Annotated in this window: 17 protein-coding genes and 2 pseudogenes; 8 read left to right on the top strand and 11 right to left on the bottom strand. The window is 60.9% G+C overall.

Going from position 1 to position 16,480, the window contains the following annotated elements; translation table 11 throughout:
• Window positions 1-120 precede the first annotated feature (120 nt).
• Both E4Q23_RS17560 and E4Q23_RS17565 read left to right on the top strand, forming a co-directional pair.
• Window positions 121-505 (top strand): annotated as a pseudogene (locus E4Q23_RS17560) (DUF6394 family protein).
• A gap of 154 nt (window positions 506-659) precedes the next feature.
• Complete coding sequence (locus E4Q23_RS17565; protein WP_169067839.1) at window positions 660-2,378, top strand: potassium channel family protein; 1,719 nt, start codon at window positions 660-662, stop codon at window positions 2,376-2,378.
• 167 nt (window positions 2,379-2,545) lie between these two features.
• On the opposite strand, the gene erpA is transcribed toward E4Q23_RS17565, so the two are convergent.
• From erpA to rplM, 5 genes are all read right to left on the bottom strand, one after another.
• Complete coding sequence (erpA, locus tag E4Q23_RS17570) at window positions 2,546-2,896, bottom strand: iron-sulfur cluster insertion protein ErpA (RefSeq protein ID WP_169067840.1); 351 nt, start codon at window positions 2,894-2,896, stop codon at window positions 2,546-2,548.
• Window positions 2,893-3,657, bottom strand: a complete 765-nt coding sequence (locus tag E4Q23_RS24940; RefSeq protein ID WP_336511723.1) for a bactofilin family protein — start codon at window positions 3,655-3,657, stop codon at window positions 2,893-2,895. The genes erpA and E4Q23_RS24940 overlap by 4 nt, the downstream gene beginning before the upstream one ends.
• Window positions 3,633-4,661 carry an N-acetyl-gamma-glutamyl-phosphate reductase gene (gene argC, locus E4Q23_RS17580; RefSeq protein WP_169067841.1) on the bottom strand — a complete coding sequence of 343 codons (1,029 nt, stop codon included), beginning with the start codon at window positions 4,659-4,661 and terminating at the stop codon, window positions 3,633-3,635. The genes E4Q23_RS24940 and argC overlap by 25 nt, the downstream gene beginning before the upstream one ends.
• Window positions 4,662-4,797: 136 nt before the next feature.
• Window positions 4,798-5,190 carry a 30S ribosomal protein S9 gene (rpsI, locus tag E4Q23_RS17585; protein ID WP_169067842.1) on the bottom strand — a complete coding sequence of 131 codons (393 nt, stop codon included), beginning with the start codon at window positions 5,188-5,190 and terminating at the stop codon, window positions 4,798-4,800.
• Window positions 5,191-5,199: 9 nt separating this feature from the next.
• Window positions 5,200-5,628: a 50S ribosomal protein L13 gene (gene rplM / locus E4Q23_RS17590; RefSeq protein WP_169067843.1), complete on the bottom strand. Its 429-nt coding sequence runs from the start codon at window positions 5,626-5,628 to the stop codon at window positions 5,200-5,202.
• Window positions 5,629-6,323: 695 nt separating this feature from the next.
• On the opposite strand from rplM, the gene E4Q23_RS17595 reads away from it, so the two are divergent.
• The gene (locus tag E4Q23_RS17595; RefSeq protein ID WP_169067844.1) at window positions 6,324-6,743 is read left to right on the top strand and encodes an OsmC family protein; all 420 of its coding nucleotides are present in this window, start codon (window positions 6,324-6,326) and stop codon (window positions 6,741-6,743) included.
• Window positions 6,744-7,011: 268 nt separating this feature from the next.
• Here E4Q23_RS17595 and coq7 read toward each other — a convergent pair whose 3' ends face one another.
• The 3 genes from coq7 to E4Q23_RS17610 are packed head-to-tail and all read right to left on the bottom strand — an operon-like array spanning window position 7,012 to window position 8,811.
• A complete protein-coding gene (coq7, locus tag E4Q23_RS17600; protein WP_169067859.1) occupies window positions 7,012-7,632 on the bottom strand; it encodes a 2-polyprenyl-3-methyl-6-methoxy-1,4-benzoquinone monooxygenase in 621 nt (206 codons plus the stop codon).
• A gap of 58 nt (window positions 7,633-7,690) precedes the next feature.
• Window positions 7,691-8,263, bottom strand: a complete 573-nt coding sequence (locus tag E4Q23_RS17605) for a CNP1-like family protein (RefSeq protein WP_169067845.1) — start codon at window positions 8,261-8,263, stop codon at window positions 7,691-7,693.
• Window positions 8,260-8,811 (bottom strand): RNA pyrophosphohydrolase, encoded by a 552-nt coding sequence (locus E4Q23_RS17610; RefSeq protein WP_169067846.1) that lies wholly within the window; start codon window positions 8,809-8,811, stop codon window positions 8,260-8,262. The genes E4Q23_RS17605 and E4Q23_RS17610 overlap by 4 nt, the downstream gene beginning before the upstream one ends.
• 343 nt (window positions 8,812-9,154) lie before the next feature.
• Here E4Q23_RS17610 and E4Q23_RS17615 point away from each other — a divergent pair, with 343 nt between their 5' ends.
• On the top strand, window positions 9,155-10,891 hold the full coding sequence (locus E4Q23_RS17615; protein WP_169067847.1) for a proline--tRNA ligase: 1,737 nt from the start codon (window positions 9,155-9,157) through the stop codon (window positions 10,889-10,891).
• Window positions 10,888-11,517, top strand: coding sequence for a lytic transglycosylase domain-containing protein (locus E4Q23_RS17620; RefSeq protein WP_423753359.1), 630 nt, complete (start codon window positions 10,888-10,890; stop codon window positions 11,515-11,517). Before E4Q23_RS17615 ends, E4Q23_RS17620 begins: the two co-directional genes overlap by 4 nt.
• A 168-nt stretch (window positions 11,518-11,685) precedes the next feature.
• On the opposite strand, the gene ffh is transcribed toward E4Q23_RS17620, so the two are convergent.
• Window positions 11,686-13,041: a signal recognition particle protein gene (gene ffh / locus E4Q23_RS17625; RefSeq protein WP_169067848.1), complete on the bottom strand. Its 1,356-nt coding sequence runs from the start codon at window positions 13,039-13,041 to the stop codon at window positions 11,686-11,688.
• Between the two features lie 31 nt (window positions 13,042-13,072).
• Between ffh and E4Q23_RS17630 the strand changes: the two genes are divergently transcribed.
• The 3 genes from E4Q23_RS17630 to E4Q23_RS17640 all read left to right on the top strand — a co-directional run bounded on the left by E4Q23_RS17630 (window position 13,073) and on the right by E4Q23_RS17640 (window position 15,169).
• Entirely contained in the window at window positions 13,073-13,912 is an 840-nt protein-coding gene (locus E4Q23_RS17630) for a cytochrome C assembly family protein (protein ID WP_169067849.1), read from the top strand.
• 82 nt (window positions 13,913-13,994) lie between these two features.
• Entirely contained in the window at window positions 13,995-14,378 is a 384-nt protein-coding gene (locus E4Q23_RS17635; protein ID WP_169067850.1) for a VOC family protein, read from the top strand.
• A gap of 125 nt (window positions 14,379-14,503) precedes the next feature.
• A complete protein-coding gene (locus E4Q23_RS17640) occupies window positions 14,504-15,169 on the top strand; it encodes an SGNH/GDSL hydrolase family protein (protein WP_169067851.1) in 666 nt (221 codons plus the stop codon).
• Between the two features lie 132 nt (window positions 15,170-15,301).
• On the opposite strand, the gene E4Q23_RS17645 is transcribed toward E4Q23_RS17640, so the two are convergent.
• Complete coding sequence (locus E4Q23_RS17645; protein ID WP_169067852.1) at window positions 15,302-15,781, bottom strand: OsmC family protein; 480 nt, start codon at window positions 15,779-15,781, stop codon at window positions 15,302-15,304.
• Between the two features lie 204 nt (window positions 15,782-15,985).
• Window positions 15,986-16,346, bottom strand: a pseudogene (locus E4Q23_RS17650) (SLC13 family permease); the annotation flags it as partial.
• Window positions 16,347-16,480: the final 134 nt, after the last annotated feature.

Below are 16,480 nucleotides of genomic sequence, written 5' to 3' on the forward strand. Positions count from 1 at the left end.
GCTGATCTTTGTGCTGGCGCTGCTGGCCATCGGTTTTCTTTCGTAGCGCAGGCGAGTATGCTGTCAAGCTAAGTGCTTGGCGGTCGTGCGCCGGCTTTGTCTGCCGCGGAGAGGGTGCTCATGAATCTCGAGAAGGTGATTTTCGGCTTTTTTTATTGTTCTCGCGGCAACGCTGAACTTCGGCTTCTTCATTGGCGACATCGACAATCCGAGGCACCACCACATCTATGAGCTGTTTGCCGCGATCGTCGTCAACCTGATCGCCACTGTCCTGAAGTTCGGCGACCGCACGCAGATCGGCGCGGTGCACCTGTCGACCAGCCTGGTCGCTGACCTGCAACTGGTGGCCGCAGCCTGCGTATGGGCCATCGCCGTGCATGTCTCAGGCGAGGGAATGTCGCCCGACGTCACCACCAGTGTCGTTTCGCTCAGTGGCGGAGCCTTACTGGCAAACTTCGTTTCGCTGGTGTTGCTGATTGCGGAAACGGTGATGTTGCGACGTTAGTGTGAAAGTCGCGGAAGCGACTCACGAAATTCCCTTCTCCCCCCATGGGCGAAGGGCAGAGGGAAGAGCGCAGAGGGAAGGGAGGGGGGAACGGTGATGACTTTTATGATCTCGGGCATCTCGACAGGTCATGACCGTTGATGGTGCCGCCGGAATGAACACCAGCATCTTCTTCCTGGCCTTGCGGCGGATGCGCGTACCGCTGATCGTGCTGATCGTCCTCTATGCGGTGTCCACGCTTGGTCTGACGATGGTTCCCGGCATCGATGAGCAAGGCCGCCCGGCACCGCCGATGAGTTTCTTTCACGCCTTCTATTTTGTCAGCTACACCGCCAGTACCATTGGCTTTGGCGAAATTCCGGTTCCCTTTTCCGATGCCCAGCGGATGTGGGGCACGGTGTGTATCTTCCTCTCGGTGATCGGCTGGTCGTACTCGATCATCAGCTTGCTGGCTCTGGTTCAGGACAAGGGCTTTCAGCAGGTGCTGCGCAGCGGCCAGTTCGCGCGCCGGGTCCGGCATCTCGGCGAGCCTTTCTATATCGTCTGCGGTTGCGGCGAAACGGGTTTGCTGATCGCCCGTGCGCTCGATCGGAGCGGCATCCGCGTGGTGGCGCTGGAGCGCAACGACGCGCGCATCCAGGAAGTGGAGCTTGAAGACTTCGCGGCGGACATTCTGGTCCTCTGTGCTGATGCGGCGCAACCGCAAAATCTGCTGCTCGCCGGCTTGAAGCATCGCAGCTGTCGCGGCGTGCTGGCGATCACCGACGACGATGCCGCCAATCTCGCAGTGGCGATTGCCAGCCGGCTGGTCAACCCACGCTTGATGGTCGTGGCGCGCGTCGCCAGTCCGGCGGTCGAGCGCAACATGATGTCCTTCGGGACTCACTACGTGGTCAATCACTTCGAGAAGTTTGCCGACTATCTGGCGCAGGCGATTCATTCACCGAGTTGGTTCCGTCTGGTCGACCTGCTCACCGGGCTGCCCGGCCAGGAAGTCCCTGAGCGGCACGATCCGCCGGTTGGCGACTGGGTGGTTTGCGGCTACGGTCTGTTCGGTCAGGCGGTGGTCCGCAATCTCGAGCGACAAGGTGTCAGCCTGACGGTCATCGCGCCGGAACAGAATCTGCCGGTCACTGTCCGCCACATCGTCGGCCACGGCATGGAAGCGGAGCCGCTACGGCAGGCGGGAATCGAGACCGCTGTCGGAATTGTCGCCGGTGGGGACAACGATACCAACAACCTCTCGATCGCCATGACTGCCAAGGAGATCAACCCGGAGCTGTTTGTCGTGGTGCGTCAGAACCGGGTGGCCAACGGCGTCTTGTTCGACGCTTACGACGCCGATTTCACCATGGTTCCGTCACGAATCGTCGCGCGTGAGTGCATGGCGCTAATTACCTCACCGCTGCTGACCCGTTTTCTGCGTCATATCCGCGCCTGGCCAGATGCACGTGCTGCAACCGTGGCCAAGCAGCTTGAGGAACTCTGCATCCACCGCGTACCCCTGGTCTGGAGCGTCCGACTGAACGCGGCCGACGCGCCGGCGGCGCACAAGCTGCTGATGATGGAGCAGGTGAAGATCAGTATGGGAATCTTGCGGCGCGACCCGGCGGCGCGCCAGGAGTTTTTGCCGCTGCTGCCGCTGCTGCTGGTGCGCGACGGACGCGATCAGGAGTTGCCGGGCGATGAAACGGCTTTGCGACCGGGTGACCAACTTTTGTTTGCCGGTACGCGGGCCGCCAAGGCGGCGCAGAACCTGACACTCGACAATCGCAATGCCCTCGAATATGTGCTGACAGGGCAGGATGCACAGGGCTTGCTGTGGCGCTGGTTCAATGCAAGCAAGGCAGCAGGCGATCCTGGCAGCCGCTAGGGCTGGTTTTCAGGCTGCTTTTGTTGGCGCTGGGTAGCGCACACTCTGATGGGGCCAACCGACCGGGCGTCAGCGAAAACTCAGAGCGTGACGGACGGGAGCGTATGTGGAGCGGGCAGGAAAGCGCTGCAAACCTATGCTTGCGAAGGCTTTCCTGCTGCCTTTTCCTACACCGAGAATGACGAACCGCAACCGCAAGTTGTCGACGCGTTGGGGTTCTTGATGACGAATTGCGAACCCTCGAGGCCTTCCGTGTAGTCAATTTCGGCGCCCACCAGATACTGATAGCTCATCGGGTCGACCAGCAGCGTGACACCGTTCTTCTGCAGCGCCGTATCGTCGTCGTTGGCGACTTCGTCAAAGGTGAAACCATACTGGAAGCCGGAGCATCCGCCGCCGGTGACGAAAACCCGAAGTTTCAGCTCCGGATTGCCTTCATCCTCGATCAATTCCTTTACTTTGCCGGCCGCGTTGTCGGTAAACACGAAAGGCATGGGCATTTCAGTTGCTGTATTCATGGGTGGTTCTCCTGAAGCGGATATCTGAGACTGCTGACGGTGAAGTCAGCTACTTGAAGCCAGTTTAAGTTCCTGCGTCTTGGTGTCTGCCTGGTGCACGAGACGGCCCTCGACAACGCTCCCAGCTGAATTTCGATTTGACGGTATTCAACGTCACCTGAGACACGCGCATTGGCGAGGAGTTCCAGCGAGTCGCGGGCCACGATCGGGCCAACGAAGGCGCCGTTGATCACCGCGCGTGAGACCTCGATGCTGCCCTCGAGACGCAAGCCGCCGCTGAAAGTCTGATCATCATCGAGGCGAGTGCCAGCGCCAATCAGACTGTCGATGCCATTCTGCTGCGTGCTGCGCTTGCGTTGTCCGAACATGAAAGCTCCTTCCTGGAGCGCCAGTGCCTGCGGCGTGCGAAGCTTGTCGTCCTGCAATACGTGCGCTTCGACATCTTTCAGCGCGGCGCTTAGCGGCACCGAAAAAAGCTCTTCAAAACGCTGATGGTGCTTGATTTCGAGGTGATAGTTTGCTGATCCCTGCGCGGCCTTCGACAGCCGCTTGATGATAACATTTTTGCCTTCCTGGCGTACCGTGAGCAGGAACTCAAGCGCTCCCCTGAACTCCTTGGTGGCTTGTCCGGCACTGTTGGCAAGTTTGACGAGCAATATCCTGAAAAGTGGCCGTGCGTGCGCCAGCTTTGGTGCGTTGATGCCGAAGCGCTGGCGTAGGCGTAGGCGTTTGAGTTTTAGGGAAGCACCGCCAACTGCCATAGGCCTTCAGTTTCCGGTAGACCGAACATGATGTTCATGTTCTGTACCGCTTGTCCCGCGGCCCCTTTGACTAGGTTGTCGATGACCGACAGCACGACCAGGACCTTGCCCTGCTGCGGTCGATGCAGCGCAATGCGGCAGACGTTCGCGGCGCGAACCGAGCGCGTGTCGGGGTGCGATCCTGGCGGCAGGACGTCGACGAAGGCCTCGCCGCTGTAGCGTTCTTCGAAGATCTGTTGAAAGTCGGCCTCGCTCTTGATGCGCGCGTAGAGCGTCGCATGAATACCCCGGATCATCGGCGTCAGGTGCGGGACGAAGGTCAGGCCCACTGGTTGCGCGGCCATGCTCGACAAGCCCTGCTGGATCTCGGGCAGATGACGATGCCCAGGGACGCCGTAGGCCTTGAAATTGTCGGCGGCTTCGGAAAAAAGCGCGCCTACCTCGGCCTTGCGCCCGGCCCCCGAGACGCCCGATTTGGCGTCGGCAATCAGCTGGTCGAGGTCCACCAATCCCGCTTCGACCAAGGGCATGAAGCCCAGTTGGACGGCTGTTGGATAACACCCCGGGTTGGCCACCAGACGAGCCTTACTGATGCCGTCACGGTCGTGCTCCGGGAGTCCGTATACCGCCTTCGCTACCCACTCGGGGCTGGCATGCGACATCCCGTACCAGCGCTCCCATTCGGCAACGTCCTTGATCCGAAAATCGGCCGCCAGGTCAATGACCCGTACTCCTGCGTCAAGCAACGCTGGCGCCTGTGCCATCGCGACGCCGTTGGGCGTTGCGAAGAAAACGACATCGCAACTCTGCAGATCGGCGTTGGCTGGGTCGGCGAACTTGAGATCCAGCCTTCGCCGCAGACTGGGAAACATGCTCGAGACTGGCGTGCCGGCTTCCGCACGCGAGGTGATGGCGATGAGTTGCACCTGCGGGTGTTGTGCCAGCAAGCGCAAGAGTTCGACACCGGTGTAGCCGGTGCCGCCGACGATTCCAACCTTGATCATGAAAGACTCCCGGATAGCCAGCAATCATAGTCCTGAGCCCCGCAAAGCACAAAAGCCGCCCTGGGGCGGCTTTTGGCTACGAAAAAACACGTAGCGGGTACGTAGCAAGTTCGCAGCCGCTTTTCGCGACGCAGACTTATCGTTTCGAGAACTGTTTGCGCCGACGGGCCTTGTGGAAACCGACTTTCTTGCGCTCGACTTCACGCGCGTCGCGAGTTACGAAGCCGGCCTTGGAAAGCGTTGGTTTGAGCTCGCTATCGTAGGCGATGAGGGCGCGGGTGATTCCGTGCCGTACCGCACCAGCCTGTCCCGATTCGCCGCCGCCCTGCACGTTGACCAGAATGTCGAAGCCTGACAGTTGCTCAATGAGTTGCAGCGGCTGGCGGACGATCATGCGCCCGGTGACGCGCGAGAAAAATTCATCAACCGGCTTGCCGTTGACAACGAAGTTGCCGCTGCCGCGCTTCATGAATACACGCGCTACGGCGCTTTTCCGTCGGCCGGTGCCGTAGAAATAGTTATCAGCCATTGTGACCCCTTAGAGTTCCAGAACCTTCGGCTGCTGGGCAGCGTGCGGATGGGTTGTGCCCGCGTAGCACTTCATCTTTTTCAGCATGGCATAACCAAGAGGCCCCTTTGGGAGCATACCCTTGACCGCTTTTTCAAGGACGCGGCCTGGAAAGCGCTGCTGCATCTTATTGAAGTTCGTCTCGTAGAGACCACCAGCGTAGCCCGAGTGGCGGTAGTACTTTTTGTCTTCAGCCTTGTTGCCGGTCACGCGCAGTTTCTCGACGTTGGTGACGACAATGTAGTCACCTGTATCGACGTGCGGCGTGAACTCAGGCTTGTGCTTGCCGCGCAAGCGACGAGCAATTTCGGTTGCAAGGCGACCCAATACCTTGTCGGTGGCGTCAACCACAAGCCACTCGCGGGTCACTTCATGCGACTTGGCGGAGAAAGTCTTCATCAAAAACGCCGTCCTTATTTGCCTGATCACGGAAAGCCCAGCATGTTATGGCAACTGTCCTGCTGGTGTCAATCGATGTTTCGCCGTTACGTACGATAGATTTGTTCAGGGCCGGTGCGCGCCGTACGCAGCGCTGCTGCGTTTTCGGAGTCGAGAGTGGAGATTCGACAATTTGGCGCCTGGTCGCTGGCGCGCGTTTCTGGCACTGCTCGCCGCCATCAATGGGGGCTTGTTCGCAGAGCAAAAAAAAAGCGCGGCTCGTTGGAGCCGCGCTAAATCCACACCAAAGGAGGAGGGTGGAGGAGACAACCGGAAAAGCCAAAAAGGTGAATCAGCAAAGGTGCTTACTGCTTACGATGAAACGATTATGGCGCACCCGAGTGTAAAGGTCAAGTATTATTTGTGCGCTGCGCCATGTTTTTCACGGCGTCCACGACAAGGGGTCGTTTGACGAATGAAAGTGACATTAATCGAACGGCTTGCTGTGTATATAGTATATGTGTTACACAATATGCAATCATTCTGGCGCGCTTGTTTGGTGTTGCTGCTCAGTAAAGATGCTGCGACGCAGCATTCTCATGAGCTGCCTGCAGTAGGGGCCTTGCGGCTACAATAGTGGTGGGCGCAGGGCAGGTTTTGGCGGTCGGGGTCTGACACGTCGTCATGCCCGTCGGGAAACAAGGGGAGGGTAGTGCATGGACTGTAAAGTGAAGTGGACCGGCGATGGAATGTCGTTCATAGCTGAAACGGGAACCAATCATACGGTCGTTATGGACGGTGCGATTGAGGCGGGTGGCCGCAATCTGGCGCCGCGTCCGCTGGAGCTAATGCTTGCTGGTGCCGGTGGTTGTGCGGCCTTTGACGTGGTCCTGATTCTCAAAAAAGGGCGACACGCGGTCAAAGGCGTCGAGGTCAGCCTGCAGGCCGAGCGTGCGGATGTCGAGCCGCGGGTGTTTACCCGCATTCATTTCCACTTTCGCGTGACCGGGAAGCAGCTCAAGTCCGAAGCGGTGGCGCGCGCCATCGAGTTGTCGAAGGACAAATACTGTTCGGCCACCAGCATGCTCGGAAAGACTGCCGAAATAACGCACGATTTCGAAATCATCGAAGATTGAGGCCGGTCTTCTGGACTGCCCAGGGACGGGGTCCCCAGCCTACGAAAACCGTCGAGCGCGGCACTATCCGGCCTAGCCGTCATGGCCTGTCGAGAGGCCCCGGATCATGAAAGTCATGACTGCCCTCTTCGATTTGCAGTGCGCATTCCGGCTTGCACGCCGGAATCGTTCGCCGGGCGGGGAGCATTCTCCCCGCCCGCCTCACCCCCCGACCCTTTTCTCGCGAGAGGGCAAGGGAGTTTCGTGAGTCGCTTGCGCGACCTGCACATTAAACGTAGTAGGCCGTGCGAGTCATGGTTCGCGATACCAGTTGCATGGCCAGCCTTGCGGCGGCTGGTAGTTCGCGAGCGCCGAGGCGTACGGCCGTTGCGGCGTGTGAAATCTCGTCGAGGCGCATTTGCTCGACAATCGCGCGTGACTTGAGGTCATGCCACGGGAGATCGCTGAGATGATGGTCGAGGTGTGCCTCGACCTGTCTCTCCGTCTCGGCAAGAAAGCCGAGGCTCCAGGTATCGCCCAGCTTGCCTGCGCCAAATCCGATCGACAGTGCGCCGAGGTACCACAGCGGGTTCAGCAGGCTCGTACGCCCGCGTAATTCAGCGAGGCGGCGCTCGGTCCAGGCTAGGTGTTCTGTTTCTTCATAAGCGGCTTGTTGTAGCGCTTGCCTGACTTCCGGATCGCTGCAGCTCAGCGCCTGGCCCTGGTATAGCGCCTGTGCACAGACCTCTCCGACATGGTTGATGCGCATCAGCGCTTCTGCGTGCGCGCGCTCTTTTTCGGACAGGATCGCTTCTGCTTGCTCGCAGCCGGGTATCTTGCGTGTGGTCGGCGCTGGCGCAAAAAGGGTGCGCAGAGCCTTGTCGAACTCGATGACGATGCGGTCAGTGATCATGCGCGGCCTTTGCTGTTCCGGTTGTTGCGCTGCGAGTTCAAGAAATCAGTGAGCGCTAGGGCCGATTGCCGCCAGAACGGAGAATTCGGCGTGCGTCGTCGGCATCGCGCAGGCTGGTGCCAAGGGTGCAGAAATACTCGCCAAAAAGTGCCGCATGCTGCCGGTTGACCGTTCTTTCCTCGATTCGTAGCCACTGATCGCCACGGGCTTTGGACCAGGTGCCATCGGAGCGACCAAAGCCGTAGACACGGCGCTCGGCGGTCGCGCAGCGGATCGCTTCGTAACTGACGTTGCGCGCGCCGGCAGAGCTTACGATTACCAGGGTGTAGTAGACGACGCGATCGGGCGTGACCGATAGTGACTCGCTGTCGATCATGAATTTGCTGTCGGCGGTCGCACTGACCACGAAGGGGATCAGGTTTTCGGTTTGCGGAAACGCGGGAAATTGGACTTCGCTGGTCTCTGCGTGCTGCTTTGCGGAGTCGCCATCGCCACCCTCGTCGCTGGCCGACAAGGCCGGCGACGGGAGTAGCGCGGCGAGGGGAAAAAGCCAGCATGCGAGGCGTGAGATCCATTGCGGACGACTGGGTGGCGTGCTTCGCGTCAGTTCCGGGAAGGTGTTTTTCATTTCTCGTCTGTCGCCTCAATCGCCAAAGTTGAACGCTGCGCGCTCGGCGTGGCTGAGCGGCGCGTCTGCCGGTGGTCGGCGTTCAGGAAACGGGCCAATTCATTCAATGCCTGCTCGTAGACCCGGCGCTTGAATTCGATGACCGCGTCAAGTGAAACCCAGTAATGATTCCAGCGCCAGGCGTCGAACTCGGGATGGTCGCAGGCGCGCAAGGAAACGTCGTTGTCGCGCCCGACCAAGCGCAGCAGAAACCAGATCTGCTTCTGGCCCCGGTAACTGCCACGCCATTCGCGTCGTACCCAGTGCGTCGGAACGTCGTAACGCAACCAGTCTTTGGTGCGACCAAGGATAAACACATGCTCCGGCAGCAAACCTACCTCTTCATGCAACTCACGGTACATCGCCTGTTCCGGCGTTTCGCCCCGCTTGATGCCGCCTTGCGGAAACTGCCATGAATGCTCTTTGATTCGCTTGCCCCAGAACACCTCGTTCTTGGTATTACAAAGAATGATGCCGACGTTCGGGCGATAGCCTTCACGATCAAGCATTTATAGATCCTGCAATTCGATTGATTGCCTGCATTTTTCCACAATTCCAAGCCCTTGAAAAGGAGCGTATACGCCAAGTGCCGTGCGTTACGCCGCGCTCTCAGTACGGTAGCGCCTGCCGACCCGTCGTCGCCAGCAAGCTGCAGCACGGGCAGGCGTCGGCGTAATTAGATCAAAGGTCTGTCCGCGACAGGCGCGCTGCCCACCCGAACTCAGCGCTCGTGCGGGCGCTGGCCACCTGCTCGCTGGCGGTAGTGGCCCGTGCCTGCGTGCGCAATTGGCGTCGCCGATTGGCCATCTGTCGAGTAAAATCGCCGTTTCCTTCCTTTTTCAGCGGATTCTCATGCGCACTTCCCGTTTTTTTCTGGCGACGCTCAAAGAGGCGCCTTCCGACGCCGAGGTGATCAGCCACCAGTTGATGGTGCGCGCCGGAATGATCAAGCGGCTCGCTGGCGGGATCTACACCTGGATGCCGCTGGGCTTGCGCGTGCTGCGCAAGGTGGAGAGGATCGTGCGCGAGGAAATGGATCGTGCCGGGGCGATCGAATTGTCGATGCCGGCGGTGCAACCGGCCGAGCTGTGGCAGGAATCCGGTCGCTGGGAGAAGTACGGTCCCGAGTTGCTGCGCTGCAAGGATCGCCACCAGCGTGATTTCGTCATTGGCCCGACGCACGAAGAAGTGATTACCGACGTTGTGCGCAAGGACGTCAAGAGCTACCGCCAGCTACCGCTTCACTTTTACCAGGTGCAGGTCAAGTTCCGCGACGAAATTCGGCCGCGCTTCGGGATCATGCGTGGCCGCGAGTTCCTGATGAAGGACGGTTATTCCTTCCACAGCAGTTTCGAAGACCTGCAGCGCGAATACTGCAACATGTTTGAAACCTATACGCGCATCTTCACTCGCCTGGGACTGAAATTCCGCGCTGTTGCCGCGGATACCGGCTCGATCGGTGGTACGGGATCGCACGAGTTCCACGTTCTGGCCGATTCCGGTGAGGACGCACTGGCCTATTGCCCGGATTCGGATTTCGCGGCCAATGTCGAACTGGCGGAAGCCCTTGCTCCGGCGGTTGCGCGTCCGCCTGCGGCGGAGACTTTGCTGAAGGTCGCCACGCCGGGCCGCATCACCTGTGCCGACGTCGCCGAGTTTCTCGGCTTGCCGCTGATTCGAACGGTGAAGGTGATCGCCATCGTCCTCAACCCGGAGGCCGCGGAGGCCGAAAGTCCCGGGCAATTGGCGATGATTCTTCTGCGCGGCGACCACAACCTCAACGAAGTGAAAGCGGCCAAGCACCTCGGCGAGTTTCGCTTTGCGCGGGAAGACGAGATTATTGCCGCACTGGGCTGTCAGCCCGGCTATCTCGGTCCGGTGGCGGTTGGTGAGGTAGCGATTTACGTTGATCGCAGCGTTGCCGTGATGGGCGACTTCGTTTGCGGCGCCAACGAAGCCGGCTACCACCTGACAGGCGTGAATTTTGGCCGCGACATCACAGCGCCGACGCTGGTCGCCGATTTCAGGAACGTCGTCGCCGGCGACCCGTCTCCTGACGGCAAAGGCTGCCTGGAACTCTGCCGTGGCGTCGAGGTGGGGCATATCTTCCAGCTGCGTACCAAGTACGCCGAGGCGCTCAAATGCAGCTTTCTCGACGAGAGCGGCCAGAGCAGGATCATGGAAATGGGGTGTTACGGGATCGGCGTCACGCGCATCGTTGGGGCGGCCATCGAGCAGGGGCACGATCAACGTGGTATCCGCTTCCCGGCGACGATTGCCCCATTCGAAGTCTGTATCGTGCCGATGGGCTATGCCAAGAGCGAAACCGTCAAGGCCGCGGCCGATGCTCTTTACGCCGAACTGGGCGGCGCCGGTATCGACGTGCTGCTCGACGACCGTAACGAGCGTCCGGGTGTGATGTTTGCGGAAATGGAACTGATCGGCATCCCGCACCGGGTGGTCGTTGGCGACCGCGGCCTCGCCGAGGGCAAGCTCGAGTACAAGGGCCGTGGCGACAGCGAGTCGCAGATGCTGCCGCTGGCCGAGATCGGCCCCTTCCTGAAAGCCAGGCTGTGCGCCGCTCCCTGACGCGTTTTCCGTTGCTGCCCGCGCTGCCGCTGGCAGTGCTGGTGGCCCTGCTGTTTGCACCACTCGCGGCACTCGCCGGTGCGCAGAAGTACGAACCGCTCTCAGCCAGTGTGCATGGCGCGCTGTCACGCTCGGTTTCCGACCGCGCGCCGCAGCACAGCTCTTTCGAGGATTCTGCGGTCGCCACCGACTGGCTCGCCGAGATGTCGGGACGCCTCGCCAAGCGCATTCCCGACCCGGTCGCCAGGCTCGAATTCCTGCGCTCGGTGCACTACGAAGCAACGCGCGCCGGTCTTGACCCGCAGTTGGTTCTTGGTCTGATCCAGGTCGAAAGCGGCTTCAAGAAGTACGCCGTATCGAGCGCCGGTGCGCGCGGCTTCATGCAGGTGATGCCCTTCTGGGTCAAACTGGTCGGACGCAGCGACGACAACCTGTTCCATCTGCGCACCAATCTGCGCTACGGATGCACCATCCTTCGCCACTACCTCGACATCGAGCGCGGCGATCTCTACCGCGCGCTCGGCCGTTACAACGGCAGTCTCGGTCAGGCCGCCTATCCGAACATGGTGCGTGCCGCCTGGGACAAGCAGTGGAAGTACACCCGGAGCGCGCTGGCGCTACGCTGAGGCGATTGCCGGAAAAGAACGTACCAGATTGCGCCGGATTTTCGGTCGTCTTCAAGGCGCGACAACAGGCGCATAGTCGAACTATGTAACTGTTGTCGCAACACAGAAAACGGGCGAAAAGACAAGCAGGATGGTCGGTTATTTGACAGAAATCGCCTGAGTTGGCGTTCAGCGCATCCCCGGCATCATCCCCTTCAGGCCGCGCATGAGTTGGCCGATGCCGCCCTTGGAGAACTGCTTCATCATTTTCTGCGTCTGCTCGAACTGCTTCAGCAGGCGATTGACTTCCTGCACCTGAACCCCGGCACCGAGCGCGATGCGCCGCTTGCGCGCGGCCTTGAGCAACTCCGGGTTGATCCGTTCGCTCGGCGTCATCGAGTTGATGATGCCTTCGATGCGTGCCACCGCCTTCTCCTCGCCGCCGGCCGGCAACTGTCCGGCCGCTTGCGAAAACTGCGCCGGCAGCTTCTCCATCATCGACGACAGGCCGCCCATCTTGCGCATCTGACTGATCTGGCCCTTGAAGTCGTTGAGGTCGAAGCCTTTTCCTGACTTCAGCTTCTTGGCGAAGTCGACCGCCTGTTGCTCGTCGATGCCCTTCCTGGCGTCTTCGATCAGCGACAGTACGTCGCCCATGCCGAGGATTCGCGACGCCATACGCTCCGGGTGAAACGCTTCGAGCCCGGTCAGTTTCTCGCCGACGCCCGCATATTTGATCGGTTTGCCAGTGACGTGCCGCACCGACAGCGCCGCGCCACCGCGCGCGTCACCGTCGAGCTTGGTGAGGATGATGCCGGTCAGCGGCAGCGCTTCGCTGAAGGCCTTGGCGGTATTGATGGCGTCCTGACCGAGCATGGCATCGACGACGAACAGTGTCTCGATCGGCTTGACCGCCGCGTGCAGCTCGGCGATCTCCTGCATCATCGCCTCGTCGATTGCCAGCCGGCCGGCGGTGTCGACCAGCAGTACGTCGTGGAAGTGCCGCTTCGCCCAGTCGAGCGCGTTGCGCGCGATCTCGACCGGCTTCTCGCTCGGCGTCGAAGGCATGAAGTCCACGCCCGCCTGCGCGGCGACGGTCTTCAACTGTTCGATGGCGGCCGGACGGTAAACGTCGCAGGAAACCACCAGCACTTTCTTCTTCTGCGTCTCGCGCAACATCTTGGCCAGCTTGCCGACGGTGGTCGTCTTGCCGGCACCCTGCAGGCCGGCCATGAGCATCACCGCCGGCGGCTGCGTGGCCATATTCAGGCCCGCGTGCTCCTCGCCCATCAGTTTCGTCAATTCGCGGTGGACGACGCCGATCAGGGCCTGCCCGGGGCTCAGCGAGCCGATCACTTCTTCACCGATCGCTTTTTCGCGCACAGCGGCGATCAGTTCCTTGATGGCAGGCAAAGCGACGTCGGCTTCGAGCAAAGCGAGGCGAACTTCGCGTAGCGCGTCGCCAATATTGGCTTCGGTCAGGCGCGCTTCACCGCGCAGCGTCTTCATGACGCGGGCAAGACGTTGGGTCAGGTTGTCGAGCATTTGGATTCCAGCTTGGTGTAAACTCAAAAAAATGCCAGACATTCTACTGCAGCTTCTCCCGCACATCGTTTCATCGCTGATTTACGCGGCGATGGGCGTGCATTTCTGGCATACGCGCTGGCGTGAAAGCGACCGCCCACTGGTCACCCTGCCGATGCAGGGCTGGGAACGCGGAGTCCTCTTCGTGGCCTTGGTGGTCCAGGGTTTCGGGCTTTACCAGGGGCTGTTCGCTGCCGGTGGCATGCGCTTCTCGTTCAGTTTCGCGATGTCGTTGATGCTCTGGCTGGCCGTCCTCATCTACTGGCTGGAAAGCTTCCACTCACGCATGGACGGGTTGCAGCCGATGGTCCTGCCACTGGCCGCGCTCGGCGCGCTGGCGCCGGCAGTGTTTCCACAACTACGCGTCATTGCGCACGCTGGCGCCTGGGGTTTCCAACTGCATTTTCTCACCGCGATGCTGGCCTACAGCCTGTTCACCCTCTCCGCATTGCACGCCATCTTCATGGGCTTCGCCGAGCGCAAGTTGCATCAGCGGGCGGTTACCAAGAGCCTGACCAGCCTGCCGCCGATCCTGACCATGGAAGCGCTGCTTTTTCGCATGATCACGGTCGCCTTTCTGCTGCTCACCGTGGCCCTGCTCAGTGGCGTCATGTTCTCCGAAGCCATTTTCGGCAAGGCCATGGTTCTCGACCACAAGACCTTGTTCGCCTTCGCCTCATGGGCGATCTTTGCCGCCCTGCTGGTCGGCCGTCGCATCTACGGCTGGCGCGGCCGCATTGCGCTACGCTGGACGCTGGCCGGGTTTTTGGTGCTGCTGCTGGCCTATATGGGCAGCCGCTTTGTCGCCGAAGTCCTGCTGCATCGCTTCTGAGCCAGTATTCGCAGGCGCGTACTGGCTTTCCACCGGCAGCGCATCGCCATCCTTTTCGAATGACAAACCGAGGAGTATCAGCATGGACAAAGTAGCGAATCCCGTCGGATGGTTCGAGATCTACGTTTCCGACATGACCCGCGCGCGCGACTTCTACACGGCGGTTTTCGGTCGTGAGCTGACGGCGCTGCCGGAAATCGGCGAGGAGGGCGAAATGTATGCGTTTTCCTGGGTCGAGGGCGGCGGCGGTGCTGCCGGGGCGCTGGTGCGGCACCCGATGAACGCTCCGGGAAAGGGCGGCACGATGGTCTATTTCAACTGCGAGGATGCCGCCAACGAAGCCGAACGCGCGGTCGAAGCGGGTGGTCGGGTCATCCAGCCGAAGATGGCAATCGGTCAGTACGGCCATATCGCGCTGGTTCAGGACACAGAAGGCAACATCATCGGCTTGCACTCGATGCAGTAGGCAAGGGCGCATGCGCTGTGCGGCGGCGGGCTCGCCCGAGCGCCGTCGCCGCGCACCGATGCTTGCCGATCGCGGCGGCAGATGGCAAGCTCCTTCCTCGATGACACACTCGAGGAGTGCTTCCGATGCAGCAGATTTTTCTCTACGGCGATTCCCTGTCCTGGGGGCTCATTCCGGAAACACGGCGTCGCCTGCGTTTCGACGAGCGCTGGCCGGGGGTGATGGAAACCGCGCTCAACACCGCCGGCCGCCGGGTGCGTGTCATCGAGGACTGCCTCAACGGTCGCCGAACCGTCTGGGACGATCCCTTCAAGCCCGGGCGCAAGGGCATCGACGGTCTCGCCCAGCGCATCGAGAGCCATTCGCCGCTAGCGCTGGTGATCGTGATGCTCGGCAGCAACGATTTTCAGTCGATGCACCCACACAACGCCTGGCACTCGGCGCAGGGGCTCGGCGCCCTGGTCAATGCCATTCGCCAGGCGCCGATCGAACCGGACATGCCGGTGGCGCCGATTCTCCTCGTCGCACCGCCGCCGCAGCAGGAACCGCGAGGGACGATCGCGCCGAAGTTCGTGGGTGGCGATCGCAAATGTATTGGCCACGCCGCTGCTTGCCGCGAGGTGGCCGACACGCTTGGTTGTCACTTTTTTGATGCTGGAACAGTGGCAGAAGTCAGCCAGATCGACGGGGTGCATCTCGACGCCGACCAGCATGCACGCCTGGGGGCTGCGCTGGCGAAAGTGGTGGACGGGCTCCTGCTCGAAGCGCTGACCGGCGTCCTGCCCGGGTAGCGGCGCGCGCTGCACTGGCGAGGCGGGGAATTGAGGGAGCATGCTCCCTGCCCGGCGAACGATTCCGGCGTGCAAGCCGGAATGCGCACGGCAAGTGAAGGGAGACGGTCAGGACTTCCACAGTCATGACCGTCAGTTTGTTGGCGCGGCAAGCACCGGTTCGCAACGCACTTCGGATCTCACCGAGTTGGCGATGAAGCATTCCGCGTGCGCCCGGTGGTGCATCTGCGCCAGCTCGTTGCGCGCAGGCTGGCGATCACCCGAGAATGCCACCTCGGGCTTGAGGGTGACAACGGTGATTGCCAGCTTGCCGTCGCCATTTTTTGCCATCACGCCGACCGGGTTGTCGGCGTAGCGATCGACGCAGAAGCCGCGCCGGGCGGCGATTGAAAGAAACCAAAGCATGTGGCAACTCGCCAGCGAAGCGACGAAAGCTTCTTCGGGATCCACCGCTGCCGGGTCGGACATGGGTACCGGCACGACGTGCGGCGACGACGAAGCGGGGATTTCCAGACCGCCATCGAAGCGCAGCAGGTGCCGGCGGCTATAGCGGTTGTCCAGGAAATCCTGCTCGCCACGGAGCCAGAGAAGGTGTGCGCAGTATTCGGCCATGGTCAGTCTCCCAGGGGCGATGTTCATCGGAGGTGCGAAGCTGGCAAGTAATCGCACAGCCGGCTCCTGGCGCGAAAGCGGAGCCGCTCCCGGGCGGCGAACTGTCGCTGGCGGGATCGAGTTGTGCAGTCGTCGAATGCTTGGATGGCTTGGATGGTTGACTACCGGCGTCAGGGTGGCCGAGAACGCTGGCCGTGAAAGAGGTCAATGCAGGGGAAATAATAGCGGTACGGCAAGCAGGGTCAGCACCATGGCCAGTAGTTGCAGGGGTACTCCCATTTTCACGAAGTCGTTGAAGCGGTAGCCGCCAGGTCCGAGAACCAGGGTGTTCACCGGCGAAGGCATGGGCGTCGAGAACGCTGTCGAGGCGGCGAGGGCAACAGGCATCAGGAAAGGGTAGGGGGGAGAGCTGCATGCTTGTTGCCGCGCCCATCGCAATGGGCGCCACCAGGACCGCCGTCGCGGTGTTGGAAATGAACTGACTGAAAAGCGAAGTCAGAACGAACAGGCCGGCCAGCAGCGCCAGTGGCCCCAGTTCGCCGAGGCTGGACACCAGGCCGGAGATCATCCGTTAATGTGAAAGTCGCGCAAGCGACTCACGAAACTCCCTTCTCCCTTGCGGGAGAAGGGGCAGGGGGAAGAGGGAAAACGGTCATGGACTTTCATGATTTGGGTGGTCTCCACGTGTCATGACCCGTT

It is taken from the genome of Candidatus Accumulibacter phosphatis (assembly GCF_012939955.1).
In the GTDB taxonomy this organism is placed as follows: domain Bacteria; phylum Pseudomonadota; class Gammaproteobacteria; order Burkholderiales; family Rhodocyclaceae; genus Accumulibacter; species Accumulibacter delftensis.